A 25,056-nucleotide genomic window follows, 5' to 3' on the forward strand; every position below is an offset into this window, starting at 1 on the left:
CGTAATCGCGCCGGTTTGGCACCCCGACAGCCCCGATTGGTGTTTTCCCGCAATTGTCCGTTATGCTTGATCTCGCTGCTTTTACGAGGTTGCTGGTCCGGTTTCCGGGCCTTCAGCAGTGAAAGAAGTTGCGCGCGAGTGGCGGAACGGCAGACGCGCTGGCTTCAGGTGCCAGTGTCCGAAAGGGCGTGGGGGTTCAAATCCCCCCTCGCGCACGCAAATGAACGAACCCCGGTCTTCGGACCGGGGTTCTTTTTTGTTGCCCGCCGCCGAGCTCTTCCGGCCGAGCTCCTTTCTCAGTTGGCCGCTGCCGACATGCGCAGAGCGTGGACGAATTCGAGCTTCTCGATCACGGCATCGGAGAGGACGAAGGGGTAGAGGTCGTCTTTGCCCATGCTGCGGTTGACCTGGTTCAGGGCGATCGAGAGCGGGAGCCATTCGGTTTCCACCAGGGCTCGGAAAGAGGGTTCCCGGTTCGCGGCGGGGAGCAGGCCAAATTCCCGCGCCGTGTCGAGGGTGTCCCAGATGTGCAGGTAATGGGCGAATGACTCGGCAAAGTCCTCATAAGGGTGCATGGTTGCGTACTCGGAGATGAACCGATCGTTCCAGTTCTCCGGAGCGCCTTCGCTGTAATGCCGGTCAATTTCCGCCTGGTAGTCCTTGGTGTCGTCGCCAAAGAGACCGCGGGCCTCGCGCGTCCGCCCGGCGTCGCCGAAGACGAGCACCGTCTCAAAGTAGTGCCCCACCTCGTGCCGGAAGTGGCCGAGCATCGTGCGGTAGGGCTCGTCCAGCTGGGCCCGCATCCTCTCACGGTAGGCGTCGTCGCTTTCGGCCAGGTTGATGGTGATGACGCCGCCAGCGTGTCCGATCATCACTTTTTCGTTGACGCTCGACAAAAGGTCGAAGGCCAGGCCGCCGTCGGGGTCTTCGGCGCGCGTGGTGATTGGCAGCCCAAGCTCGTCCAGTTCGGCAACGAGGCGGCGTTTGGCCTGCTCCGCCGCGAGGAACTGCGACAGGCCCTTGGCATCGCTGTCATTGGGGCGGGTGCGCGTGAGCTCACAACTGAAGCATTGGCTGCCGCTCTGGGGCCCAAGCCAATTGCACCCGGAAAGGGCTGCATTCGCACAGCGGCGCCAGATGGCTCCCGACGGGTCCGTGTACTGTCCGTGCTTGTCTGTCGCAACCACGGCCCGCGACGTGCGCAGATAGGCCAGCTGCGTTCCGCAGTGCAAGCAGGCCGAATTTTCGAAATAGACGGCTGAACCGCACACACCGCAGGACTGTTTTTTCACTTCCCGATCCTACCGACCAGTCGGGCTGCCCCCGGTCCGCCCGGCCGGTTCCGCGCCGCCGGTTTAACCGCCGGTTTAACCGCGCAGAGCCCCGAAGCCCGCGATCAGCGCCTCAAGGCCGAGGCCGAAGGCGACATCGGCCTGGTTCGCGTAGCCCTGCTCTCCGAGGCTGGCGACGGCGGCGGAGAAGTTCGGCGTCGCGGCCGCCAGGCTGCCGGAATCGAAGATGTCCGCCGGAGCCGTCACGTCGTAGGCCGAGCCGAAGATGAACGATTCCAGGGCCACGATGGCGGAGATGATGCGCTCCTGCGGGAAGCCTGCCCGGCTGAACCCCGCGCTCACCGCCTCATACATGGCGAGGGTCTTCGGTGCATCGGCCACCGGGAGCACCGCGATCACCGGGATCAGCGGCGTGTGCCGCGAGAAGACGTCACGGTAGCTCCAGGCCCAGTCCCGCACCGCTTGTTCCCACGGTTCGGTCTCGAAAGCCGACACGTCCACAAAGGACGTGAGGTGGTCCTGGATGAGGACCAGCACCTCGCGTTTCGAGGAGACATGGTTGTACAAGGCCGACGGCGCCACGTTCAGCGAGCGGGCCAGAGCCGCCATGGTGAAGCCGTCATAACCGCTCTTGCGCACCAATCGCAGGCCCGCCGCGGTGATCCCGTCCTGGTCGAGGACAGCAGAAGGAGGCCTGCCGACCCTGCGGCGCGGCTTGGCATCGGGTCGGTGCGGATCCGCGGTGACGCTTTTGGCTGCCGGCATTCCGGGCCTTTCTACTGGGCTGTCCTCTGGACTATTCCACCGGATTATTCCACCGGATGCGATCTTGCGCCGGGGTCTTCCCTCTTTGCAACGTTACCGCTATAGTCGTCCTAAATGAATGGCATTCATTTAGTGGTTCGCATCACTCCGCGGCCACAGAGAGGACATCATGCTGGAACTTGACCGCGACGTCGTCATCGTTGGAGCCGGCCCCGCCGGCCTGACCGCAGCCCGCGGGCTGCAGAAGGCCGGACTGAGCGTCGCCGTGCTCGAAGCCCGCGACCGGGTGGGCGGCCGGACCTGGACGGACACCATTGACGGCGCAATGCTGGAGATCGGCGGCCAGTGGGTCTCCCCGGACCAGACAGCGCTCCTGGAGCTCCTCGATGAGCTCGGACTGAAGACGTACGAGCGCTACCGTGACGGCCAGTGTGTCTACATCGGCGCCGACGGCAAGCGCACCCTTTACTCCGGTGACACCTTCCCGGTCAGCGACGCCACCGCTGCCGAAATGGACAAACTGACCGCACTGCTGGACTCGCTTGCCGCGGAAATCGGCGCCAGCGAGCCCTGGGCCCACCCCAAGGCCCGTGAATTGGACACCATTTCCTTCCACCACTGGCTGCGCCAGAACTCCGCCGACGAGGAAGCCTGCAACAACATCGGCTTGTTCATTGCCGGCGGCATGCTGACCAAGCCGGCCCACGCCTTCTCCGCCCTGCAGGCAGTCCTGATGGCGGCGTCGGCTGGTTCCTTCACCAACCTCACCGATGAGGATTTCATCCTGGACAAGCGCGTCGTCGGCGGCATGCAGCAGGTCTCGCTGCTGCAGGCTGCGGAACTGGGCGACGACGTCGTCCTCTCCAGCCCGGTGCGCACGATTAACTGGGAGGGCGACGCCGACGGGGCCAACACGGCGGGCCAGCGGGTCTCCGTGATCTCGGACCGCGCCACCGTGAACGCCCGCTTCGTGGTCATGGCCGTGCCGCCGAACCTCTACTCCCGGGTCTCCTACAACCCGCCGCTGCCGCGCCGCCAGCACCAGATGCACCAGCACCAGTCCCTCGGCCTGGTCATCAAGGTGCACGCCGTCTACAGCACGCCGTTCTGGCGCGAAGACGGTCTGTCCGGCACCTGCTTCGGTGCCGACGCGCTGGTCCAGGAGGTCTACGACAACACCAACCACGAAGACCCCCGCGGCACCCTGGTGGGCTTTGTCTCGGACGAAAAAGCGGACGCCATGTTCGAACTCAGCGCCGAGGAACGCCGCCGCGCCATCCTCGAGTCGATTGCCGGCTTCCTGGGTGAGAAAGCCCTTGAACCGGAGGTCTACTACGAGTCCGACTGGGGCTCCGAAGAATGGACCCGCGGCGCGTACGCCGCTAGCTACGACCTGGGCGGCCTGCACCGGTACGGAAAAGACCAGCACGCCCCGGTGGGCCCGATCTACTGGGCTTCCTCCGACCTCGCGGCCGAGGGGTACCAGCACGTGGACGGCGCAGTGCGGATGGGACGCCGGATCGCGGCCCGGATCGCGGCCGCTGCCGACCGCGCACCGGCCGCCCGCTAGTCCGGCGAAGCCCGAAGCAACAACCCTTGTCCCAGATCCCTAACGAATAAAACAGAGAGGTCGGCCAGATGCGTTACGTAGTGGGGTATTCCGCCAATGCCAGAGGCCGTGATGCCGTCAATCTGGCTGTCTCCCTGGCCCGCGGCCGTGGAGCGAGCCTGGACCTGGTGGTGGCCATCCCGGACGCCGGACCGTTCAACGCGGCCCACGCGCCCGCCGCGGGTTACGACAATTACCTGCACCAGCAGGCGGCGGAATGGCTCGACGAAGCCCTCGCCCTCATCCCGGCGGACGTCCCCGCCAAGGCCCATGTCCGCAGCGGGGAATCAGACGCGCAGACCCTGATCGAGGCCTGCGAGGAATTCCAGGCGGACATGCTCATCATCGGGGCCACCAGCAACGGACTCTTCAAGCGCTTCACCGTCGGCTCCGTGGCCAGCGCCCTGCTGCACGCAGCGACCGTTCCGGTGGCGCTGGCTCCGCACGGCTACCACCGCCGGGAGGCGCTGACCCGCGTCAGCTGCGGGCTGGGGAACCGTGCCGGTGCCGAGGAACTCTTGGATTTCGCGGTCTCGATGGCAGTGAACCGGGAGGTTCCGTTGCGCGTCGTATCGCTGCTAACCCTGGATGCTGGCGACTCGGACGTGGCGGCCGATGCCGCCCGCGACTACGCGCAGAAGCATCTTGCGGCAGCCCTGCCGGCCGATGCTTCCGGCGCCGCGCCGGCCGCTAAGGCCGACGTCGTCGTCGCCCAGGGCCGCAGCGTCGAAGAGGCCGTGGACCGGCTGGACTGGGAAGACGGCGAGGTGCTGCTGATCGGCTCAAGCCGCCTCGCCCGGAGCCGCTCCATCTTCCTGGGCAGCACCGCCAACCGCATCCTGCGCGCCCTGCCGGTGCCGATGATCGTGGTCCCCAGCGACTACGAACTCAAGCACCTGACCCATTCAACGTCGAATGACACCTCCCGAGAGGCACAAGCATGAGCACCGAACACGCGACCGCCAAGGCCGCAACACACACCCAGGACCATGGCCTGAGCGAGAAGGGCCTGAAGGCCGGATCGGTGGGGCTGATCGGCGCCGTCGTCATCGGCGTCTCCTGCATCGCCCCGGCCTACACCCTGACCGCCGCCCTGGGCCCGACGGTTTCCGAGGTCGGCGTCCACCTGCCGGCGATCTTCCTGGTCGGCTTCATCCCGATGCTGCTGGTGGCCTTCGGGTACCGCGAGCTGAACAACGCGATGCCCGACGCCGGCACCTCGTTCACCTGGGCATCGCGGGCTTTCGGCCCGTGGCTCGGCTGGATGGGTGGCTGGGGGCTTATCGCGGCGACCATCATCGTGCTGTCCAACCTCGCCGCCGTCGCCGTGGACTTCTTCTACCTCATGCTGGCCCAGCTCTTCGGCAACCCGGATCTGGCGGACCTGACCACCAACCTGCCGCTCAACATCGCCACGACGCTGGTCTTCATCGCCCTGGCCTGCTGGATTTCGTACCGCGGCATGGAAACCACCAAGACCGTCCAGTACGTCCTGGTCGCGTTCCAGCTGCTGGTGCTGGGCTGGTTCGCGGTCGCCGCCTTCAGCCACGTGGCCAACGGCACGGCCTTCGACGCCACCGCCATCGCGCCGGACTGGTTCAACCCCTTCGCCGTCGAATCCTTCTCCGCCTTCGCCGCCGGCGTCTCGCTGTCCATCTTCATCTACTGGGGCTGGGACGTCACGCTGACCATGAACGAGGAGACCAAGAACCCGGAGAAGACCCCGGGCCGCGCGGCCACCGTGACGGTCCTCGTCATCGTGATCATCTACATGACGGTCGCCCTCGCCACGCTGGCGTTCGCCGGCATCGGCACCGAAGGCCTCGGCGCGGGTAACCCGGACAACCAGGGCAGCATCTTCGCCGTCCTTGCCGGACCCGTCATGGGCCCGTTCGCGATCCTGATGTCGCTGGCCATCCTGAGCAGCTCGGCCGCATCGCTGCAGTCCACCTTCGTTTCCCCGGCCCGGACCCTCCTGTCGATGGGCCACTACAAGGCGCTGCCGCACAAGTTCGGCAAGATCAGCCCCAGCTATAAGTCCCCGAGCTACGCCACCATCGCCTCGGCCGTGGCCGCCGCCGTGTTCTACGTCGTCACCCGGACCCTCTCCGAGAACGCGCTGTGGGACACCATCACGGCCCTCGGCATGATGATCTGCTTCTACTACGGCATCACGGCCCTGGCCTGCGTCTGGTTCTTCCGCGCCGAGGCCTTCAGGGGAGCGCACTCGTTCTTCTTCAAGTTCCTCGCCCCGCTGCTGGGCGGCGTCATCCTGCTGGTGATGTTCGTCAAGACCGCCTACGACTCGATGGATCCGGAGTACGGTTCCGGCTCGTCGATCGGCGGCCTGGGCCTGGTCTTCATCCTGGGCATGGGCGTCATCCTGCTCGGTGTAGTGCTCATGCTGGTCATGGCCAAACTCCGCCCCGAGTTCTTCAAGGGACAGGTCCTGACCCGCGGCAACTGATTTGGCGGACGCGACCCCCAATCCGGATGTCCGAAGGTCCTTCTTCCGCCAGCCCCGAGTGTGCCTTGAAAAGTAAGCACACTTATCAATAGGCTGGCGGAAGGAGGACCTTCCTCCGTTGGATCAAGGACGAGGTGAGCGCATGTCGGACGCACAGGACATCAAAAAGGTGACGGACATCATTAACGATTCGCGGATCGGGATGTTCACCACCATCAACGAGCAGGGTGCCCTGGTCAGCCGCCCGCTGGCCGTCCAGGACGTCCAGGACGACGGCGACATGTGGTTCTTCACCTCCGAAGGCACCTCCCAGGTAGCGCACATCACGGCCAACCCCGCCGTCAACGTGTCCTTCGGCAAGGGGACCGAGTGGGTGTCCGTGGCGGGCACGGCCAACGTGGTCACGGACCGCCAGGAAATCCGCGACCGGTGGAACCAGGCCGTCGAAGCATGGTTCCCGGACGGTCCGGAAACCCCGGAGGTTGTCCTGCTGCGCGTGGACTCCGATTCGGCCGAGTACTGGACCAGCCCGGGCGGTACGGCGGCGACCGTGCTGCAGTGGGTGAAATCCAAGGTCACCAACAGCCGGATGAGCGTCGGCGAAAGCGGCACGGTCGAACTCTAGGCCGGCGCGGTTGGCGCTGCTCAATCGGTTGGCGTGCTCAGTCGGTTGGCGCCGCTCAGTCGAGGATCTTCAGCGCCGTCCCCCAGTTGAAAGTCTCGTACGCCGGATTCATTTGCAGGCCGATCACCAGCAACTGCATCCCCTCCAGTTCGCGGGCGTGTCGCAACGCCCCGACCTGGAGGGGCCGGAGTCCCGCCGCGGCAACGAACGCCGCCACCTCGTTCCGGGCCGGCTCCGAGTCCGAGGCGATGAACACGTCCAGCTGCGTGCCTTTCGCGGAGCCTTCCGCCAAGGGACCGGCGAACGTCGTGTTAAACGCTTTCACCACCCGGGCCCCGGGAAGAAGTCGGGCCACCTCTTCCGCCGCGGATGTGCCGGGCTCGACCTCCAGCGAGTCGCCGGTCTGCATGTTGACCGGGTTGCTGATCTCGATCACGGTCTTACCGCTCAGCGTGTCGCCGTAGTGCATGGCCACTTCCTTGGCCGGCTCGAAGTACAGGGCCAGAACCACAATGTCCCCCTCCGGAACATCGCCAAGGCCGCCGGAGGTCGTGTTGACGCCAAGCTCCGCCGCGAGTTTGGCGGCGTTGTCCGGACTCCGGTCGAGAATCTGGATGGACCGCCCGGCCGCAACCGCCCGTAAGCCGATCGCACGGGCCATGTTGCCGCTGCCGATAATCGTGATGTCAGTCATCGTGCCCCTTCGTTGGAAACGTCCAGCGCGCCGGCGGCGCGCTCTGCCTCTGCCAGTGCTTGTTCGAGCCGGTCGACGGCGTTGCTGTAGCCGCCGTTTGTCCTGCCGGCGTCCGTTCCGGCCCGGAACGATCCACCGCGCAGTTCCTCGGCGGCCCTCATGGCCTTGATCATGGCCGCCGTTTCCGGCCGGGCGGGATCGCTCATTGCCGGGAAATCGATGCAGAACGCGGGATCCAATTCATAGCGCTGCCACCGGGCGAGGGCCGCGCGGTGCCGCTCGGATGCTGCCGCATCCGCGATTGCTGCGGCCCGGAGCGTACGCCTGGCCTCCTGCCAGCGGAACAGCCTGGGCGTCCAGCGGTAGCTGGCGGCAGCCGTCGTGACTGCGAGGGCTGCGAGCATCAACCCGGCGACGGGGGAGACCAGCGAGGGCAGAAGAACAGCCGGGCCCACGATCGCGAACCCGGCGAAACCGTCCCAGAACACGGCGTCCGGCAGCCCGCCCTCGGACGCCGCGTGCTTCCGGGCAAGGTAAACCGTGCCGGCAACGACAAGCGCGACGAGGAGGGCCAAGGACAGGAGTTGCCAGGCCCCCAGCGGAGCTGACTCAAATAGTGACGGCATGGCGCACCTCCCCACGGAACCCGTCCCGGGCGGGCGCAGTTCCGTTGATTCCATTGGAATCCATCCGGGTCAGGCCGTCAATGGGCGGTGCGCGGCCGGGCAAGGGCTGGTTCCCAGCCGGGTCCGTGGCGGCGTAGCCTAGGGCCCATGCGACTGAAAATGTGCAGTATCCACGTCAAGGATCCGGCCGCCGCCCACGAGTTCTACACCGGAACCCTGGGCTTTGAGACACTCATGGCGATGCCCGAGCAGAACCTCTACATCATTAAGGATCCGGGCGGCGGGGAGTCCGCGGGGTTGTTGCTGGAGCCCAGCGACAACCCGATCGGTGCCTCCTACATGAACGCGGTTCACGACGCCGGGATGCCCGCCATCGTGTTCGGCGTCCCGGACGTCCGGGCGGAGTACGAGCGTCTCACGGCCAAGGGCGTGATCTTCCAGGCCGAACCGTCAGACAGTCCCTGGGGTACGAGCGCGGTGCTCGACGACGGCTGCGGCAACTACGTCCAGCTGCACCAGGACTGAGCGCCGCGGGCCAGCGCCGTTTCGATGGTTCCCTGCCGGATCGATGGTCCGTAGCGTCGAGTGGGCACGGAACCGTCGAAACGGGCTGCGGGGAAGGGAGCGGAGACTACTCGGCCTTGGCGCGGGCCTTCTTGGCGTCCTTCTTGGCAGCCTCGTCCTTGACCCGCTGGGCCTCGGCACGGACCGCGGCGTGGGTGGCGCGCTCGGCGACCAGCCAGGCCGGGGGAGCCTGCAGCAGCGCGGTGATTTCCGCCGTCGTCAGTGCCTCTTCGACGCCGCCGCGGGCCAGGCCGCTGATGGAGACGTTGAGCTTCTGCGCGACAACGGGGCGCGGGTGCGGGCCGTTGCGGCGAAGCTCGGCGAGCCACTCCGGCGGATTGGCCTGAAGCTCGGCGAAATCGGCCCGGGTGATAACCGAATCCTGGAACTCCTGCGGCGTCGCGGGCAGGTAGATGCCAAGCTTCTTGGCGACGGTGGCCGGCTTCATGGACTGGGAGTTCGCAGAGGTCATGCTTCAAGGGTATCTGGCGGCCAGCCCGCAGGGCACCAAAACAGCACCGCCCGGCGGCACTGACGGTACTGTGAACGTGTGCCCGCAGAAGAAGAAACAGCCCAGCCCAACGACGAACAGCCGCCCGCACCCCGGGAACTGCGGTTCGCGTACGTTGCCGGTGTCACCCCCGGTAAATGGATCCGGCGCTGGGAAGAGCGGATGCCCGACGTTCCGCTGCACTCCTTCATGTCCGACGACGGCGCCCAGCTCGCCGTCCTTCGCGACGGCTCGGCGGATCTGAGCTTCGTCCGGCTCCCGGTGGAGCGCGAGAGCCTGAGCGTCATCCCGCTCTATGAGGAACAGCCCGTGGTGGTGGCGCCGAAGGGCCACGAGATCTCCGTGTTCGAAGAGGTGGCGTTGGCGGACCTGTCCGCCGAGACCTTCCTCGATGTCGCCGCGCTGGGCGGGGCCGAGCAGGCGCTGCAGGTGGTTGCGTCCGGTGCCGGGCTGGTCGTCCTGCCGATGTCCGTGGCCCGGCACTGGAACGTCAAGGACACGGTGGCCCGGAAGTTGACCGGCGCGCCCACGACCGAGATCGCCCTGGCGTGGCCCAGCGATTCAACCGATGCGGTGATCGAGGAATTCATCGGAATCGTGCGCGGCCGTACCGCTGCCAGCTCCCGGCAGCCTTCGGCCCAGCAGGAGAAACCCAAGCGCGAGCCGAAGCCGGACCGGCGCGGACCCGCGGTCAAGAAGCCCAAGGTGGCACAGCGCTACGCGCCGAACCCGGACAAGGGCCGCGGCAAGGGGTCCCGGAAAAAGGGAAAGCGCTAGCCGCCCAACCAGATCCTGCGGGCTACTTGGCGCAGGCGTCCTGCAGGGCCTTGACCGAATCCGCCGGCACCTTGTCGCCCGAGTCCGCGATCTGCTTCAGCGGCGTGGTGATCTCCGCCGGCACCCCGGCGCTCTGGGCGCCGGACACCAGGCCGGCCAGGGCCTTCTTGTCCTGGACGCTGACCAGGCCGTCCGCCACGAGGGAACAGGCCTGCTTCTTGATCTCGTTGCCGGCCGCGCTGGCCACCTGGGAGGCGCCGTCGCTGACGGCTTTATCGGCCGCCTGCTGCACCTGGCCGCAGCCGGAAAGCATGATCATGAGTGATGCGGCGGACAGGGCGGCGAGGCGTCGATTCATCCCGCCAGCCTAGCAAGAATGCTCCGCCCGGCTGGGCCCGGTCCGGCAATCCGCAGGGTCTTCCGGTGCACCCGGGCCGGGCGTAATCTGTGCGCACTTGCAGGACGGACAGTTCATGGAGGTGGGCACAATGTCGGACAAAAAGCAGGTGCTGGGGGTCGGTGTAGGAGACCTGCAAAGCGCGGTCTCAAGGGAGTCCGCACGCATCATGCGGGAGGCCAAGGGAGACCGGCTGAAGGCAAGCAAGATCATCCTGGCCAGGCTCCAGGAGATGGGGTTCATTACCGACGCGGAGGTTCCGGTCCTGGGCCGGATCTGCGAGGAAGGATTTGCCGCCAGCTCCGGGAAGAAGGAGGCGTCCGCGGCCTACCACGAAGTCCGGAAGGCCTACGACAAATTGCTCCTGGATCCGGGAGCCAGCCCGGTGGCACTGGCCTTCGCCTCAGCCTCGGCTGGCTCTTACGTGGCTGTGGACGCCTCGGAGGGCGGTGGCAGCACCGGCGTCGTCTACAAAAAATCCGGCGGAAACTGGCAGGAGACACTGGCCGGGGCGGGAGCCGCGATCGGCGGCATCCTCGGCGGACCTGCCGGGGCAGGACTGGGCACCATCATCGGAGGCGTCACCGGCAAGATCGTGGACGAGTGCCTCTGAGTCCCGCCCGACCCGGAACGGGCCTACTCCCCGTGGACGGCGGCCTGCTTCTGCTCCGAGCGGTCCAGATAGGCGAGCAATAGGTCCGCGGCGCGGTCCGGTTCGCCGGCTTCCAGCGCGGCGCAGATCTGCTCATTGTCGTCGAGGTAGCTGCGGTAGAAGTGCGCATCCACGGTGGCCTTGTGGAAGAACAGCCGCATCTCGGCGAGGATCTGCGACATGGCCGTGTCCAGGCGGCGGCTGCCGGCCAGCGCCACGATCGCGCGGTGGAAGTGCTGGTTGGCGGTGCCGAGGGCTTCCTCGTCGTCGGCGGCCGCCGCCGCTTTGCCTTCCTCGACCGCGGCGCGTACGGCGGCCACCCGCTCCGGGGCGCCCCCGCCGCGCAGGGCGGCCACCTCGATGGCGCGCCGCACGGTGTACACATCGTGGATGTCACCGGGGCCGAGGCTGGCCACGAAGACGCCGCGGTTGGGATGGCGGACCACCAGGCGCTCGGCCGCCAGTTCGGCAAAGGCCTCACGCACCGTGTTGCGCGAGACGCCCAGCTCCTCGGCGATAACCGATTCGGTCAGCCGGGTGCCGGGCAGCAGCACTCCGTCGGCGAGCTGCTGGCGTAGTTCGGCCGCCACCCGGTCCGCCACGGAGGGGACGGCGATGCGCAGTCGTGCGGCCGCGAGGGCGCCGGCGCTGGCCTCGGAAGTCGTCATAGTGCCGAATCTACACGATTGTCCCCAGAAAGAATTGTCAGATTGTTGAACAATCCAACAGGATGGTGCATCCTTGTAGAGAGCAAGAACTGAGACGAGGATCACAATGGCAAACACCGGCTTGAACACCATCGACCTGAACAGCGACGTCGGTGAGTCCTACGGGCGCTGGAGCCTGGGCGACGACACCGCGATGTTCCAGTCGGTCTCGAGCGCCAACGTCGCATGCGGATTCCATGCCGGAGACCCCAGCGTGATCCGAAGGACCTGCCGCGAGGCGGTCGCGGCAGGCGTCATGATCGGCGCCCACGTCGGCTACCGCGACCTGGCCGGTTTCGGCCGACGATTCCTCGACATCGACCCGATCGAACTGGCGGACGATGTTGTCTACCAGATCGGCGCACTCCAGGCACTCGCCGCCGCGGAGGGCGGGACGGTCAGGTACGTCAAGCCCCATGGCGGCCTGTACAACGCGATCGTCGCGCACACCGCCCAGGCGAAAGCAGTCGTCGACGCCGTTAAATCCGTGGATCCCAACCTCCCCATCCTGGGCCTGCCGGGCTCGGAAGTGCTCCGCTTGGCCGAGGCGGCCGGGCTCCGCGCGGTCACCGAGGCCTTCGCTGACCGCGCCTACAACCGGGACGGCACGCTGGTTTCCCGCACGCTCCCCGGGGCAGTGCTGCACAACCAGGCCGAGGTCACCGAACACGTCCTCCGGATGGCCACCGACTCTGCCGTCCGCACCGTGGACGGTTCCATCCTTAAAATCCGCGCCGAAAGCATCTGCGTCCATGGCGATTCCCCGGGAGCCGTGGCCATGGCGGCCGCCGTCCGCGAGGCGCTCAGCGCCGCCGGAATCGGCACCGCCTCCTTCGTCTAGGCACACCACCAAGAGCTTCGCCCGCGCCGCGTCCCAACCCGCATCAACCCGGCGCAACCTCAACAACCCACCCAGCACAGGCAGCACCCGCATCTGGAGGAACATCATGACCGCACCGCACCAGGCCGCCCCGGCCACCGGCAAGAGGACCGGCAAAAGGAACCTGCCGCCGGGCGCCCTCAAGGCCTACATCGCGAGCCTCACCGGCACCTCGCTGGAGTACTACGATTTCGCTATTTACTCCGTGGCGTCGGCGCTGATCTTCCCCAAAATCTTCTTCCCGGTGGGCGACGAGCTGGTTGGCCTGCTGCTGTCCTTTTCCACCTTCGCCGTCGGCTACTTGGCCCGCCCCATCGGCGGCGTCATCTTCGGCCGGCTCGGCGACAAGATCGGCCGCAAGCACGTACTGGTCGTCACGCTGATGCTGATCGGCGTTGCCACCGTGCTCATCGGTGTGCTGCCTGACTACTCCGCGATCGGCGTCGCCGCTCCCGCGATCCTGGTGCTGCTGCGCCTCGCGCAGGGCATCGGCGTCGGCGGCGAATGGGGCGGGGCCGTCCTGCTCTCCAGTGAATTCGGCGACGCCCGCAAGCGCGGCTTCTGGTCCTCGGCCGCGCAGATCGGCCCGCCGGCCGGCAACCTGATGGCCAACGGCGTCCTGGCGCTCCTCGCGGCAACCCTGAGCAACGAGGCGTTCCTGTCCTGGGGCTGGCGCGTGGCCTTCCTGTCCTCCGCCCTGCTGGTGGTCTTCGGTCTGCTGATCCGGCTCAAGCTGGAGGAAACCCCCGTCTTCAAGGCCATCCAGGCCCACGGCGAGGCCCCCAAGGCACCCATCAAGGAAGTCTTCACCAAGGAACCCCGCGCACTGGTGGCCGCGGCCCTCTCCCGCATCTGCCCTGACGTGCTGTACTCCCTGTTCACCGTCTTCGTGGCCCTCTACGCCACCAAGCAGCTGGGCATGACCACCGGCAACGTCCTCGGCGCCATCCTGATCGGCTCGGCGTTCCAGCTGGCCCTGATCCCGGCCGCCGGCGCGCTGACGGACCGCTTCAACCGCCGGCTCGTCTACGGCATCGCCGCCGTCGGCACGGCCGTGTACATCCCGCTGTTCTTCCTGATGATCCAGGGCAAGTCGGTGCTGATGCTGACCATCGGCGTCGTGATCGGCCTGGCCTTCCACGCCTTCATGTACGGCCCGCAGGCGGCCTACATCACCGAGCAGTTCCCCGCCCGGCTGCGCTACGCCGGCAGCTCGCTGGCCTACACCCTGGCCGGTGTGATCGGCGGCGCCGTTGCACCGCTGGTCTTCACGGCACTCTTCGCCGCCACCGGCAACTGGTTCCTGATCGCCGGCTACCTCGCGGTCTCCGCCGTGGTGACCGTGGTGGGCCTGGCGATCGGCAAGAACCCGCAGACCAGCGAGGAAGAACGCCTGCTGCAGGAAGCCCGCGCCTAGCCGGCGCGGACCCGGATACGGCGGCAATCATGGAGGCAGTAATGGAATCGGTGGCAAAGCAGCAGGTGGCCGGCCACAAAGTGCGCGCGGTGCGGGCAGTGGGAACCCGCGCGGTGCTCGCCGAACTGACCGGCACCCAGGCCGTCTTGGCCCTGCAGGCGCTGCTCCTCGAGCACCCCTTGGCCGGGCAGCTGGACGTGCTCGCAGCCGCCGAGACTGTCATGGTCACGGCCGACTCGCCGAACGCCGCCCGCCGGATCGCCGCGCAGCTGCTGCAGCTCGACCTCACCGCCCCGGTGCAGCGCGACGGCGGCCTGGTCCTCATCGATACCGTCTACGACGGCGAGGACCTCGCCGAGGTCGCGGAGCTGACCGGCCTCGGCATCGAGGGCGTGATCACCGCCCACAGCAGCCAGCAGTGGACCGTGGCCTTCGCCGGGTTCGCCCCGGGATTCGGCTACCTCGTCGGCGAGAACGAGGCACTGAACGTCCCGCGCCGGAGTTCTCCCCGCACCGCCGTGCCCGCCGGGGCAGTGGCCTTGGCCGGAAGCTACTCCGCCGTCTACCCGCGCCGTTCGCCGGGGGGCTGGCAGCTAATCGGCCACACCGACGCCCGGATGTGGGACCTGGACCGCGAGCAGCCTGCGCTGGCCGCACCTGGCCACCGGATCCAGTTCCGTGCAGTCCGGGAAGCGGTCACGCTCGCCCCGGAACCGCAGCCCGAGGATCGCCCAGAAGCCCCTTCGGCGGAGGTGGCCTCCGGTCTCCGGATCGTCTCGCCCGGACTGCAGAGCCTGATCCAGGACCTCGGACGCCACGGCCACTCCGGCCTCGGCGTTTCTGCCTCCGGCGCCGTCGACCGTGCCTCGCTGCGCCGCGCCAACCGCCTCGTCGGCAACGCACCCGGCGCAGCCGGTATTGAGACAGTGGCGATCGAGACCGTAGCCGGCGGCCTCCCAGTCGGCCTGACGGTCCAGGCCGTCGGCGACCAGGTCCTGGCCGTCGCCGGGGCGCCGTCGGAACTGGCCATCACCACCCCGGCCGGCCCCGAGGCAGAACCGCTTCACCGCACCGTGCCGATGGCCACGCCCTTCGCCCTGCTCGACGGCGAGACGCTGAGCATTGGCGCCCCGGAAAGCGGCTTCCGCAGCTACCTCGCGGTGCGCGGCGGGATGGGCACCGCCCCGGTCCTCGGCAGCCGGTCCACCGACACGATGTCCGGCATCGGCCCCGCCCCACTCGCCGCCGGTCAGCTCCTCGCCGCCGGCGGGGAGGCCGAGTCCGGCGTGGTCGGGAACCCGGAACTGCAGCCCGACTTCCCCGGAACCGCCGTTACCGTGCTCGACGTCGTGCCCGGCCCGCGCGCGGACTGGTTCGACCAGGCCGCCCTGGACTCCCTCACCGGCCAGGAGTGGCAGGTGAAACCCCAATCCAACCGCGTAGGCATGCGGCTGGACGGAACACCGCTGCAGCGCACCCGCGAGGGGGAGCTGGCCAGCGAAGGGACCGTCGCGGGCGCCCTGCAGGTCCCGCCCGAAGGCCTGCCCGTCCTGTTTCTGGCCGACCATCCGATCACGGGCGGCTATCCCGTGATCGCCGTCGTCGTCGACTCCCAACTGGACCTCGCCGCGCAGGTCCCGATCGGCGGCAGCATCCGTTTCCGCTGGGCCGAACCCGGCGTAACCACGGCATCCGCCACCCCCGAGCACACCCCCGCCTCTACCCCCGCAGCCGAACGAGAAGTGAGTAACTGATGCGCAAGGTCCTGATCGCCAACCGCGGCGAAATCGCCGTCCGGATCGCCCGGGCCTGCGACGACGCCGGCCTGGCGTCTGTCGCCGTCTACGCCGACATCGACGCCGACGCTGTGCATGTCTCCGCGGCAGACGAGGCCTACGCACTGGGCGGCAATTCGCCCGCGGACACCTACCTGAACATCCCCAAGCTGCTCGCCGCCGCGGCAGAATCCGGCGCCGATGCGGTCCACCCCGGCTACGGCTTCCTGTCCGAGAATGCCGACTTCGCCCAGGCGGTCCGCGACGCCGGACTGACCTGGATCGGGCCCGCGCCGGACGCGATCCGACTGCTGGGCAACAAGATCACCGCCCGCGAAACGGCCGTCCAGGCCGGCGCGCCGCTCGTGGCCGGCAGCGACGGCCCGGTCGGGTCCGCGGCGGAGGCCCGGGCCTTCGCCGAGCTGCACGGCCTGCCGATCGCGATCAAGGCGGCCTTCGGCGGCGGCGGCCGCGGCATGAAGGTGGTCCGCGCCCTCGACGAAATCGAAGAGGCCTTCGACTCCGCCGTCCGCGAGGCGGTCGTCGCTTTCGGCCGCGGCGAATGCTTCGTTGAGCGTTACCTGGACCGGCCACGCCACGTCGAGGCACAGGTCCTCGCCGACACCCACGGGAACGTCGTCGTCGTCGGCACCCGCGACTGCTCGCTGCAGCGCCGGCACCAGAAGCTCGTCGAGGAAGCCCCCGCACCCTTCCTCACGGTCGAACAGAAGCAGCAGATCTACCGGGGGTCCAAGGCCGTCTGCCGGGAGGCGGGTTACTCCGGCGCCGGCACGGTGGAATTCCTCGTCGCGGCCGACGGCACGGTCGCCTTCCTGGAGGTCAACACCCGTCTGCAGGTGGAGCACCCCATCACCGAGGAAACCACCGGAATCGACCTGGTCCAGGAGCAGTTCCGCATCGCCGCGGGCGAGCCGCTGCGCTTCACCGAGGATCCAACGCCGCGCGGCCACTCCTTCGAATTCCGGCTCAACGCCGAGGACGTGGGCCGCGGCTTCCTTCCCTCACCCGGCACCGTGGCCCAGTTCTCCGGCCCCACCGGGCCCGGAATCCGGCTCGATTCCGGGGTCCGCTCAGGCTCCTTCGTCCCGCCGCAGTTCGACTCGTTGCTGGCCAAGCTGATCGTCACAGGCGCGGACCGGCAGCAGGCCCTGCGTCGTGCCCGCCGCGCCCTCGCGGAACTAAGCATCACCGGGGTAGCCACCGTGGTTCCGTTCCACCGGGCCGTCCTGGAGTCCCCGGATTTCACCTCGGAGGACGGGCTGGGAATCCACACCCGCTGGATCGAAACCGACTTCGCGGACACGGTCTCCATCGCCGCCGAGCCCGGATACAGCACCACGGCGCCCGACGGCGAACGCCGCACCATCACGGTTGAGGTCGACGGCAAGCGGCTCGCCGTCGGACTGCCGGCGGACCTGCTGGACGGCTGGGCGCGCTCCGGCGGCGGACTTCCCGCCGGGGCCTCCCTGGCGGGTTCGACCGACGCGTCCGACGGCGGCGCCTCGGCGGCTGCTGACCCGGGGGAGCTGCGGGCGGACATGGCCGGAACCGTGGTGAAGTGGCTGGTCGAGCCCGGGGCCGAGGTGGCCGCCGGGGAACCCGTCGTCGTGCTGGAAGCGATGAAGATGGAAACCCAGGTCTCCGCACACCGGGACGGAACACTCTCGGACGTTCGCACGGCGGCCGGCGGCGTGGTCGCGGCCGGAGCCGTGCTGGCGCTGATCGGATAACCCGGCGGGCAATCCGGCCCTACCGCGTCGCCACTCCCCGGAACATAATCGGCGGTATCAACCCCGTACGGAGAATGGAGGCGGCAGCCATGTCTGTCTACACGCTTGGAATCTGGCTGGTCCACCCGGGACGAGAGAATGATTTTGTCCAGGCGTGGCGCGATCTGGCGAGGAAGACGCAGGAGGACTACCCGCACACCAAGGCTGTCCTGATGCATGACCACGACGTCAGAAACAGGTTCATCAGCACCGGTCCATGGGAATCGCTGGAACAGATCGAGCAGTGGCGGGCGTCAGCCACCTTCACCCAGGGAGTCGAGGCGATGCGCGAGATGCTGGAGCACTTCGAATCGCGCACGCTCGACGAGGCGGCCAGCATCGGCTGAAGGTGCGGCCGAGGGGGCGCACGCCGTCGTCGTCAGTCTGACGTCAGCGCCTCGAGGACCGYAGCCAGCAGTACACCGTCGCGGCCCCAGACGGGGTCGAAAATCTCGACGTACCAGGACTCGGCCAGGACCAGCGCCAGCGATTCGTTGGCCTCGGCGGACCAGTCCTGAAGCTGGTCCGCCTCGATCGGGCTTTCGCTCGTGCCCAGTACGGTGACGATCTCCGCTTGCTGGAGGGTCACCGGAATCGAGGCGCGGCTCATTTCCCCCGGGGCGTGGGCCACCGTCACCAATTCGGTCCGCGCGGAAAGATCCAGCAGGCTGCCGGCCGACTCTGCTGCGCAGTAGCCCGTCACGTAGGCCCGCTGGGCGTTGCCGTCCTCCCGGAGCCCGGGCTGGGATTCCTTGGTGAAGAGCCCGTTCCGGTTGAGCTCGGCCAATTGCCCGGCGATCGCCCCGGTTTCTGCATCAATGCCTGGGGTGAACGTTCCCGGCTGGTACTGGCTCCGGCCTTCCAGCCAGCGCGCGGTCAGTTCTCCGGCCGCCGGGATCGTCGTCGCCTGCCGCCAGACCTGCCGGTCCGCAAGCAGCCTGCCGAAGCTGTCCCGTTCAGTTGTGTATTGGTCATCCATGAGCGAGTCCCACCTCCCCTGCGTGCCTTGAACCCGGCTCACTTCATCCTGCTGAACCCGCGCCTGCACCGCAAGGCGGGATTCACACCGCGTCACCGGAGTTTCGCCCGCGCCCAGCGTCGATTGCTCCGTAAACGCCGTTTTGAGGCCTGAAAACGGCGACTACGGAGCAACCGATGGGGGACGCGGTCCGCGCCGGCCTTAGGCGTCGCGCAGCGGGCGGCGGGCCAGCCAGGCGGCCACGATGGCGCCGGAAACGTTGTGCCAGAGCGAGAACACGGCGGACGGCAGCGCGGCCAGCGGGGTGAAGTGCGCCGTCGCCAGCGTCGCGGCAAGGCCGGAGTTCTGCATCCCCACTTCAAAAGCCAGGGCGCGGCGGGCCTTGTCGTCCAGGCGGCCGAGCTTGCCAGCCAGGTAGCCAAGGCCCAGGCCGAAGCCGTTGTGCAGCACCACGGCGAGGAAGACGATGCCGCCCGCGGCCACGATCTTGTTCGCACTGCCTGCCACCACAATCGCCACAATCAGCGAGATGACCACGGCGGAGGCCCACGGCAGCGCCGGAAGGACCTTGGCGACGACCTTCTTGAGGAACAGGCGGGCGAGCAGGCCGGCAACCACCGGCAGCAAGACGGTTTTGACGATGTCCAGCACCATCCCGGCCGCATCGATCTGCAGGTAGGACCCGGCCAGGAAGAGCACCAGCAACGGCGTGACGATCGGGGCGATCAGCGTCGACACCGAGGCGACGGCCACCGAGAGGGCCACATCGCCCTTGGCCAGGAACGCCATCACGTTCGACGCCGTGCCGGACGGTGCGCAGCCAACCAGGATCAGCCCGACGGCGAGTTCCGGCTCGAGGTGCAGCGCCTGGGCGATCAGCCACCCGGCGCCGGGCATGATGACGTAGTGCGCCACGATTCCCAGCACCACGGCCCACGGACGCTTCGCCACGGAGGCAAAATCCGGCGGGGTCAGGGTCAGGCCCATGCAGAACATGATGATGCCGAGCAGGTACGGCACGCTCGGCGCGAGCGGTTTAAAGGCACCCGGCAGGAGGAAGCCCGCGACGCCGGCCACCACCACCAGGAGCGGGAACACGGTGACCGCGATGCGGGCGATCTTGGCCTCGGCGGCGAGGGCCGGATTTACCGGAGCGTCCGCGTCGGCGCGGGCCTCCGAAGCGGATTCAGGAGATTTGGTTGCCTCAAGCATCCAAGCATGGTGCCACTGGCGTCCGCCATGCGGCTACTTTATGACCAGTCGGCGGACGAGTATGTCAGATTTAAGGCCGCGGCGGGCTTGAGCCCGTGGAGTTAGGCCGGGAGTTCAGGCGATTCGCTGGCCCAGCATCGCGATGAACTCATCCGCCTGAAGCAGGTTTCGGGCCATCTTGGCGCGCTGGTGCTCGGCCCGTTCCAGGAATTCGGCCAGCCGCGCGGCGGGGCCGGCGCCGTAGGCACCAGCCGGGGCGGACCCCTCCGCTCCCAGCAAGCCCAGGATCTCGGCCATTTCCTCGAGGGAGAAGCCCAGCGGTTTCATCTGCTTGATCAGCATCAGGCGCGCGGCGTCTGCCTCGGAGTAGACCCGAAAGCCACCATCGGTGCGGGCCGTCGCGGGGAGGAGTCCGACGTCGTCGTAATGGCGGATGGTGCGCAGGGAAAGTCCCGTGCGTTCGGCCAGTTCGCCGATGTGCATGGTGCTCCCGGTCTGTTCCGTCATTGCTGGCTCCTTTTCTGCCGGATTCAACTCTACCATCACGTTAGGGTAGGGTTGGGGGTGAGTGGTGCGACCGCCGAGTCCGGTCCCGCTCCCTCCCGGCGCGATGCAGCGCCCCACATTCTTCGCACGTAAGGGCGCCTTGCCGTCCTCCCTGACCCTGAACGGAGCCAGCGATGGCCATCAAAACCGCCGGGAAGCCCCCGGCTTCCACCCCCGAACAACTGCAATCGGTCCGGGGCGCACTGCTGTCCCCGCGACGGCTGAAAACCGAGGTCCTCGGCGGCCTCGTCGTCGCTCTGGCCCTGATTCCGGAGGCAATCGCCTTCTCGATCATCGCCGGCGTCGATCCGCGGATCGGGCTCTTCGCGGCCTTCACCATGGCCGTCACCATCTCGATCGTCGGCGGCCGGCCCGCGATGATTTCGGCCGCGACCGGCGCCGTCGCCCTCGTGATCGCCCCGCTGGTGAAGTCCCACGGCCTTGACTACCTCGTCGCTGCCGTGATCCTGGCGGGGATCTTCCAGATCATCCTGGGTCTCTCCGGCGTAGCTAAGCTGATGCGCTTCATCCCGCGCTCGGTCATGGTCGGCTTCGTGAACGCGCTGGCCATCCTGATCTTCATGTCCCAGGTCCCCGAGCTGCTGGGGGTCCCGTGGCTGGTCTATCCGTTGACGGCGCTGGGCCTGCTGATCGTGTTCGGGCTGCCCAAGCTCACCAGGGCAGTTCCCGCCCCGCTTGTGGCGATCGTGGCGGTGACACTCATCACAGTCTTTGCCGCCATCGCGGTTCCCACCGTGGGGGACAAGGGGAAACTGCCCGATTCGCTGCCAGCCCTCTTCGTCCCCAATGTGCCGTTCACGCTGGAGACCCTGCAGATTATCTTCCCCTTCGCCCTCGCGATGGCCTTCGTGGGGCTGCTCGAATCCCTGATGACCGCCAAGCTGGTCGATGACATTACGGACACCCGCTCGCCCAAGACCCGTGAGGCCTGGGGCCAGGGCGTAGCAAACGTCGTCACCGGATTCTTCGGTGGCATGGGCGGCTGCGCGATGATCGGCCAGACCATGATCAACGTGAAGGCTTCCGGCGCCCGCACCCGGATCTCCACGTTTCTCGCCGGAGTCTTCCTGCTGATCCTGGTGGTTGCCCTCGGCGGCATCGTCTCGCTCATCCCCATGGCCGCCCTGGTGGCCGTGATGATCTTCGTTTCCGTGGCCACGTTCGACTGGCACAGCATCCGTCCGCGGACTCTGAAAATGATGCCCAAGAGTGAAACCGCCGTCATGGTCGCCACCGTGATCGTTACCGTGGCTACCCACAACCTGGCGATCGGCGTCGGCGTCGGCGTGCTGGTGGCAATGGTGATGTTCGCCCGCCGGGTGGCTCACTTTGTCACCGTCGCGCGGACGGTGACAGAGGACGACGGCGGCCCCGTCGCGACGTACAAGGTCGACGGCGAACTCTTCTTCGCTTCCTCCAACGACCTTTACACCCAGTTTGAGTACGCGCTGGATCCCGAGCGCGTTGTCATCGACCTGCACGCCTCGCATCTCTGGGATGCCTCCACCATTGCGGCGCTGGACGCCATCACCGAGAAGTACCGCCATCACGGCAAGACCGTGACTGTTGTCGGCCTCAACGACGCCAGCGTGCTGATGCGCGAACGCCTCGGCGGGAAGCTCGGGGCCGGACACTAGGGGACCGGCGCGGGCGGCGGGACTACGACGAGGGCTTCGATGCCTTGCCGTCGAGCCAGAGCGTGTCCGACTCGTCGCTGTGCGCACCGGTGGCGCCAACGTGTTTGCTGCTGATGCCCGGCCCCTGCCGGATGACGTGGACGAGTGCCATGCCGTGGCCGCGGCCCAGCCCGTAGTCCGCCTTCAACCAGTCGAGGATCTCGCCGGCTTTCACGGTCGCGTCATCAAAACCCTTCTGCTGGGCGAGTTCGAGGAGTTGGCGCGGGGTGAGTCCGGTCTTGTCCTCGATCGTGTCGAGGTATGCCTGGAATGACATCCTTGGATTCCCTTCAGCGGTTCTTGAGTTCCGGGCCACTCTAGGGACCGGAATCCTCCACCGCCAGACCCGTGTGGCCCTAATTTGCGATCCTTTGGCCGGTTCCCGGGAGGGGCTACGCTCGGGACTATGGCGCAGACATGGGAACCGGGCCAACCGGGTGTGCTCAGTCTTCCGTCCGGACGCCTGATCCGCGGCCGGGGCCTGCTGGCGCCGGTTCCTCCCGGACCACTGCCGGAATTCGGCCTGTATCTGCTGGGCAGCCGCCCGCGGCCAACCGCGTGGGAGTCCCGCTGGGTCCGCTGGCGGGACCTGCACGTACCCGCCGACGACGCCGATGCCCTCGATGCCTTCCGCGAGGCGTGGCGGCGCGCCGAAACGGAACGCGTCGAGGTGGCCTGCTGGGCCGGCCGGGGCAGGACCGGCACCGCCCTTGCCTGCATCGCGGTGCTCGACGGCGTTCCCGCCGCCGACGCCGTTGCATTCGTGCGGCGGAACTACCGGCGCAGCGCCGTGGAAACGCCCTGGCAGCGGCGCTACGTCGCAAGGTTCCAGGACTCCCACCGCTGAGGGGCGGGGAACGGCTCGGGCCGGTCCGGGCTGCCAGTGCCGAAAGCCTGCCCGAAAACCTAGCCCTGGGTCAGCCGGTAGCGCTCGATCTGCTTGAGCCGGCGCTGCAGGCTGTCGCGCCGCGGGTGCGGGACGGCGTCGGCCGGTTCCGCGGTGAGGTCGATGTGCGCGGTGCCGTACTGCCACAGCAGCAGGTCATCGAGCAGCCGGTCGGGCCCGGGGGAGTAGCGGTGGTCCAGGGCCTTGCGGACTTCGGTGATGCGGTTGGCGCTGAGCAGGCCCGCGAGCTGTACTGTCTGGTTCAGGCCGTGCGCGGCCATCAGCTCGGCAGCCCAGCCCCAGTCGTCGTCGACCTTCCGGTCCACGTGCGGCAGCAGCGTCCGCCAGACGTCGCGGATCCGGTTGGGGGTGAGCTGCGCGGCGCCCTCGCCGTCCATATCCCAGTAGCTGCGCACCTCCTCGTAACGTTCGTGCAGGTCCGCGAAGGCGCCCTCCACGGTTTCCAGCATGGCGGCCGTGGCGGTGAACTGGCGGTCGAAGTGCGGGGTCCAGGCGCGCGGGTCCTCGGCCTTGAATCGGATGTCGTGCTCGATCTCGCTCCAGGCGTGCGCGAAGACGGTTCTGATCTGGCATTCGAAGAAGTAGCTGCCGTTGGGCTGGGCCTCCGGGTTGAAGACCTGCTGGTACTCCTTCACGGCCTCGTTCTGGATGGTCCGCAGGATCAAGTGCCGGCTGGAGTAGCCGTAGGTGCCGGATTCGATCGAACCGATGTCCTTTTCGCGGTCTCCCCGGCAGTCGAAAAGCTGGCGCTGGCGTTTGATCAGGTTGGCGACGACGGCGTTTTCCGCCGGCAGCTTGGTGATGACGCGGATACCGACCATGTCATTGAGCGTGCGGAACGGGTCCGGAAACTTCAGCACCGGCGGTCCGCCCGGTTCCAGCGGCTCCTCGATGCGGGAAATCTTCTCACGGAAGGACTCCACGGTCTTGGTCCGTCCGGTCACGAACAGTGGCGTCACTTCGGTGCCCTTGAGCATGGCCCGCAGCATCAGCAGCACCTCGCGGGTGACCAGTTTCAAGGCAGGACGGACCCGCTCATAGAGTTCCACGTTGTCCTGCACGGATTCGCGCAGCGCGGGGTCCAGCCGCACCCAGTTGCTCGCCATGGGCCTAGCTTACGACGCGGGTGTGACAGCCGCTCCAGCGTGTCCCCGGATGGCGGCAATACGGCGCCGGCTTCCGCGGCGCCGTCCGGGGCCCAAGGTAGGCTCTGCTCATGGCTGATGTGCGGCGTCGGGTTTTCATCGCGACCGCAGCGGCGGCGACTCTGGGGGCGGTCGCCGCTTGTTCACCGGGCCCCAAGGAGGACACAGTGAAGCGGCAGAAGTACCACTACGGCGAGGACCCGAGCCAGTGGGGGGAACTTTTCCTCCCGGACGCGGCCGAGCCCAGGGGCGTGGTGGTCGTCATCCACGGCGGCTACTGGCGGTCACAGTACGGCGCCGAACTCGGCGAACCGCTGGCCAAGGACCTCGCCGCGCACGGCGTAGCGGCCTGGAACCTTGAGTACCGGCGGGCCGGCAACGGCGGCGGCTGGCCGCACACCTTTGCCGATGTCCTGGCCGGTATCGACAAGCTCCGCGACATCGCCGGCGAGCACGCCCTGGGCCTGGACCGCGTCGTGGCCCTCGGCCACTCCGCGGGCGGGCACTTGGCCGTCTGGGCGGCGGGCCGGAGCCGGCTTGGCCAGCTCGGTGCCCCGGACGCGGACCGCCAGCTGCAGCGCAAGGACGACGGCGACGCGGTCCACCTCACCGGCGTCGTCAGCCAGTCGGGGCTGCTGAACCTGGCCGAGGCGGAGCGGCTCAATCTGAGCAACGGCGCGGTGAGTAACTTCCTGGGCGGATCTTCGGATAAGTACCCCAAACGGCATAAGTTCGCCGATCCCATGAGCGCGGTGCCGCTGCAGGTCCCCGTCTACGCCGTCCACACCACCGAGGACGACACCGTGCCGATGAGCCAGTCCGAGGGCTACTCCGCCGCGGCCAAGGCAGGAGGCGCCCCGGTTCAACTGCTCAAGGTTCCCGGCGACCACTTCGCGCTGATCGACCCCAAGGCGGCCGCCTACCGGAAGTGCCGCGAACTCGTGCAGCAACTCTTGGGCTGAACCGGGCGAGGCGGCCCCGGGGAGCGGGCGCCGGAAGAGGCCCGGCGAAGGACGCCGGCA

Annotated in this window: 27 protein-coding genes and 1 tRNA gene; 16 read left to right on the forward strand and 12 right to left on the reverse strand. The window is 67.8% G+C overall.

Annotated features, from left to right (window positions below; all coding sequences use genetic code 11):
* Window positions 1-132 precede the first annotated feature (132 nt).
* Window positions 133-215 (forward strand) — tRNA-Leu (locus AC1DK9_RS13300).
* Between the two features lie 81 nt (window positions 216-296).
* Here the strand turns inward: AC1DK9_RS13300 and AC1DK9_RS13305 are convergent.
* Window positions 297-1,292, reverse strand: coding sequence for a zinc-binding metallopeptidase family protein (locus AC1DK9_RS13305; protein ID WP_476861394.1), 996 nt, complete (start codon window positions 1,290-1,292; stop codon window positions 297-299).
* Window positions 1,293-1,367: 75 nt separating this feature from the next.
* A complete protein-coding gene (locus tag AC1DK9_RS13310) occupies window positions 1,368-2,057 on the reverse strand; it encodes a TetR/AcrR family transcriptional regulator (protein WP_476861393.1) in 690 nt (229 codons plus the stop codon).
* Window positions 2,058-2,226: 169 nt separating this feature from the next.
* Between AC1DK9_RS13310 and AC1DK9_RS13315 the strand changes: the two genes are divergently transcribed.
* From AC1DK9_RS13315 to AC1DK9_RS13330, 4 genes are all read left to right on the forward strand, one after another.
* Window positions 2,227-3,627, forward strand: coding sequence for a flavin monoamine oxidase family protein (locus AC1DK9_RS13315; RefSeq protein ID WP_476916201.1), 1,401 nt, complete (start codon window positions 2,227-2,229; stop codon window positions 3,625-3,627).
* Window positions 3,628-3,695: 68 nt separating this feature from the next.
* Window positions 3,696-4,610: a universal stress protein gene (locus AC1DK9_RS13320; protein ID WP_476861391.1), complete on the forward strand. Its 915-nt coding sequence runs from the start codon at window positions 3,696-3,698 to the stop codon at window positions 4,608-4,610.
* Window positions 4,607-6,133, forward strand: coding sequence for an APC family permease (locus AC1DK9_RS13325; protein WP_476861390.1), 1,527 nt, complete (start codon window positions 4,607-4,609; stop codon window positions 6,131-6,133). Before AC1DK9_RS13320 ends, AC1DK9_RS13325 begins: the two co-directional genes overlap by 4 nt.
* Before the next feature lie 142 nt (window positions 6,134-6,275).
* Complete coding sequence (locus AC1DK9_RS13330) at window positions 6,276-6,758, forward strand: pyridoxamine 5'-phosphate oxidase family protein (RefSeq protein WP_476861389.1); 483 nt, start codon at window positions 6,276-6,278, stop codon at window positions 6,756-6,758.
* Between the two features lie 55 nt (window positions 6,759-6,813).
* Here AC1DK9_RS13330 and AC1DK9_RS13335 read toward each other — a convergent pair whose 3' ends face one another.
* The gene (locus tag AC1DK9_RS13335; RefSeq protein ID WP_476916202.1) at window positions 6,814-7,452 is read right to left on the reverse strand and encodes an NADPH-dependent F420 reductase; all 639 of its coding nucleotides are present in this window, start codon (window positions 7,450-7,452) and stop codon (window positions 6,814-6,816) included.
* Entirely contained in the window at window positions 7,449-8,078 is a 630-nt protein-coding gene (locus tag AC1DK9_RS13340; protein WP_476916203.1) for a hypothetical protein, read from the reverse strand. The genes AC1DK9_RS13335 and AC1DK9_RS13340 overlap by 4 nt, the downstream gene beginning before the upstream one ends.
* Before the next feature lie 147 nt (window positions 8,079-8,225).
* Here AC1DK9_RS13340 and AC1DK9_RS13345 point away from each other — a divergent pair, with 147 nt between their 5' ends.
* Entirely contained in the window at window positions 8,226-8,603 is a 378-nt protein-coding gene (locus AC1DK9_RS13345; protein ID WP_476861386.1) for a VOC family protein, read from the forward strand.
* A 106-nt stretch (window positions 8,604-8,709) separates the two neighbouring features.
* Here the strand turns inward: AC1DK9_RS13345 and AC1DK9_RS13350 are convergent, their stop codons facing one another.
* Complete coding sequence (locus AC1DK9_RS13350; RefSeq protein WP_476861385.1) at window positions 8,710-9,114, reverse strand: DUF5997 family protein; 405 nt, start codon at window positions 9,112-9,114, stop codon at window positions 8,710-8,712.
* A 78-nt stretch (window positions 9,115-9,192) separates the two neighbouring features.
* Between AC1DK9_RS13350 and AC1DK9_RS13355 the strand changes: the two genes are divergently transcribed.
* Window positions 9,193-9,930 (forward strand): LysR family substrate-binding domain-containing protein, encoded by a 738-nt coding sequence (locus tag AC1DK9_RS13355; RefSeq protein ID WP_476916204.1) that lies wholly within the window; start codon window positions 9,193-9,195, stop codon window positions 9,928-9,930.
* A 22-nt stretch (window positions 9,931-9,952) separates the two neighbouring features.
* On the opposite strand, the gene AC1DK9_RS13360 is transcribed toward AC1DK9_RS13355, so the two are convergent.
* The gene (locus tag AC1DK9_RS13360) at window positions 9,953-10,288 is read right to left on the reverse strand and encodes a hypothetical protein (RefSeq protein WP_476861383.1); all 336 of its coding nucleotides are present in this window, start codon (window positions 10,286-10,288) and stop codon (window positions 9,953-9,955) included.
* 130 nt (window positions 10,289-10,418) lie between these two features.
* Between AC1DK9_RS13360 and AC1DK9_RS13365 the strand changes: the two genes are divergently transcribed.
* Window positions 10,419-10,940 (forward strand): hypothetical protein, encoded by a 522-nt coding sequence (locus AC1DK9_RS13365; protein WP_476861382.1) that lies wholly within the window; start codon window positions 10,419-10,421, stop codon window positions 10,938-10,940.
* A 23-nt stretch (window positions 10,941-10,963) separates the two neighbouring features.
* Here AC1DK9_RS13365 and AC1DK9_RS13370 read toward each other — a convergent pair whose 3' ends face one another.
* Window positions 10,964-11,647, reverse strand: coding sequence for a GntR family transcriptional regulator (locus AC1DK9_RS13370; RefSeq protein WP_476916205.1), 684 nt, complete (start codon window positions 11,645-11,647; stop codon window positions 10,964-10,966).
* A 121-nt stretch (window positions 11,648-11,768) separates the two neighbouring features.
* On the opposite strand from AC1DK9_RS13370, the gene AC1DK9_RS13375 reads away from it, so the two are divergent.
* The 5 genes from AC1DK9_RS13375 (at window position 11,769) to AC1DK9_RS13395 (ending at window position 17,895) form a co-directional block, all read left to right on the forward strand.
* Entirely contained in the window at window positions 11,769-12,527 is a 759-nt protein-coding gene (locus AC1DK9_RS13375; protein ID WP_476916242.1) for a LamB/YcsF family protein, read from the forward strand.
* A gap of 106 nt (window positions 12,528-12,633) precedes the next feature.
* On the forward strand, window positions 12,634-13,983 hold the full coding sequence (locus AC1DK9_RS13380; RefSeq protein ID WP_476916206.1) for an MFS transporter: 1,350 nt from the start codon (window positions 12,634-12,636) through the stop codon (window positions 13,981-13,983).
* Between the two features lie 41 nt (window positions 13,984-14,024).
* Window positions 14,025-15,737, forward strand: a complete 1,713-nt coding sequence (locus AC1DK9_RS13385; RefSeq protein ID WP_476916207.1) for a 5-oxoprolinase subunit B/C family protein — start codon at window positions 14,025-14,027, stop codon at window positions 15,735-15,737.
* Window positions 15,737-17,509 carry an acetyl/propionyl/methylcrotonyl-CoA carboxylase subunit alpha gene (locus AC1DK9_RS13390; RefSeq protein WP_476916208.1) on the forward strand — a complete coding sequence of 591 codons (1,773 nt, stop codon included), beginning with the start codon at window positions 15,737-15,739 and terminating at the stop codon, window positions 17,507-17,509. The genes AC1DK9_RS13385 and AC1DK9_RS13390 overlap by 1 nt, the downstream gene beginning before the upstream one ends.
* Window positions 17,510-17,598: 89 nt before the next feature.
* Window positions 17,599-17,895, forward strand: a complete 297-nt coding sequence (locus AC1DK9_RS13395; protein WP_476916209.1) for an antibiotic biosynthesis monooxygenase family protein — start codon at window positions 17,599-17,601, stop codon at window positions 17,893-17,895.
* A gap of 32 nt (window positions 17,896-17,927) precedes the next feature.
* On the opposite strand, the gene AC1DK9_RS13400 is transcribed toward AC1DK9_RS13395, so the two are convergent.
* From AC1DK9_RS13400 to AC1DK9_RS13410, 3 genes are all read right to left on the reverse strand, one after another.
* Window positions 17,928-18,527, reverse strand: coding sequence for a DUF6919 domain-containing protein (locus tag AC1DK9_RS13400; protein WP_476916210.1), 600 nt, complete (start codon window positions 18,525-18,527; stop codon window positions 17,928-17,930).
* Window positions 18,528-18,728: 201 nt separating this feature from the next.
* On the reverse strand, window positions 18,729-19,739 hold the full coding sequence (locus AC1DK9_RS13405; RefSeq protein ID WP_476916211.1) for a bile acid:sodium symporter family protein: 1,011 nt from the start codon (window positions 19,737-19,739) through the stop codon (window positions 18,729-18,731).
* Window positions 19,740-19,853: 114 nt separating this feature from the next.
* Window positions 19,854-20,246 carry a MerR family transcriptional regulator gene (locus AC1DK9_RS13410; RefSeq protein WP_476916212.1) on the reverse strand — a complete coding sequence of 131 codons (393 nt, stop codon included), beginning with the start codon at window positions 20,244-20,246 and terminating at the stop codon, window positions 19,854-19,856.
* Between the two features lie 173 nt (window positions 20,247-20,419).
* On the opposite strand from AC1DK9_RS13410, the gene AC1DK9_RS13415 reads away from it, so the two are divergent.
* Window positions 20,420-21,943 (forward strand): SulP family inorganic anion transporter, encoded by a 1,524-nt coding sequence (locus tag AC1DK9_RS13415; protein ID WP_476916213.1) that lies wholly within the window; start codon window positions 20,420-20,422, stop codon window positions 21,941-21,943.
* A 22-nt stretch (window positions 21,944-21,965) separates the two neighbouring features.
* On the opposite strand, the gene AC1DK9_RS13420 is transcribed toward AC1DK9_RS13415, so the two are convergent.
* A complete protein-coding gene (locus AC1DK9_RS13420; protein WP_476916214.1) occupies window positions 21,966-22,259 on the reverse strand; it encodes a DUF4287 domain-containing protein in 294 nt (97 codons plus the stop codon).
* Window positions 22,260-22,388: 129 nt separating this feature from the next.
* Between AC1DK9_RS13420 and AC1DK9_RS13425 the strand changes: the two genes are divergently transcribed.
* Window positions 22,389-22,829 (forward strand): protein-tyrosine phosphatase family protein, encoded by a 441-nt coding sequence (locus AC1DK9_RS13425; RefSeq protein WP_476916215.1) that lies wholly within the window; start codon window positions 22,389-22,391, stop codon window positions 22,827-22,829.
* Between the two features lie 59 nt (window positions 22,830-22,888).
* Here the strand turns inward: AC1DK9_RS13425 and AC1DK9_RS13430 are convergent, their stop codons facing one another.
* Window positions 22,889-23,995: a GTP pyrophosphokinase gene (locus AC1DK9_RS13430; RefSeq protein WP_476916216.1), complete on the reverse strand. Its 1,107-nt coding sequence runs from the start codon at window positions 23,993-23,995 to the stop codon at window positions 22,889-22,891.
* Between the two features lie 206 nt (window positions 23,996-24,201).
* Between AC1DK9_RS13430 and AC1DK9_RS13435 the strand changes: the two genes are divergently transcribed.
* Entirely contained in the window at window positions 24,202-24,996 is a 795-nt protein-coding gene (locus AC1DK9_RS13435) for an alpha/beta hydrolase (protein WP_476916217.1), read from the forward strand.
* The last annotated feature ends 60 nt before the right edge of the window (window positions 24,997-25,056 follow it).

Source organism: Arthrobacter sp. 01T414 (assembly GCF_056398965.1).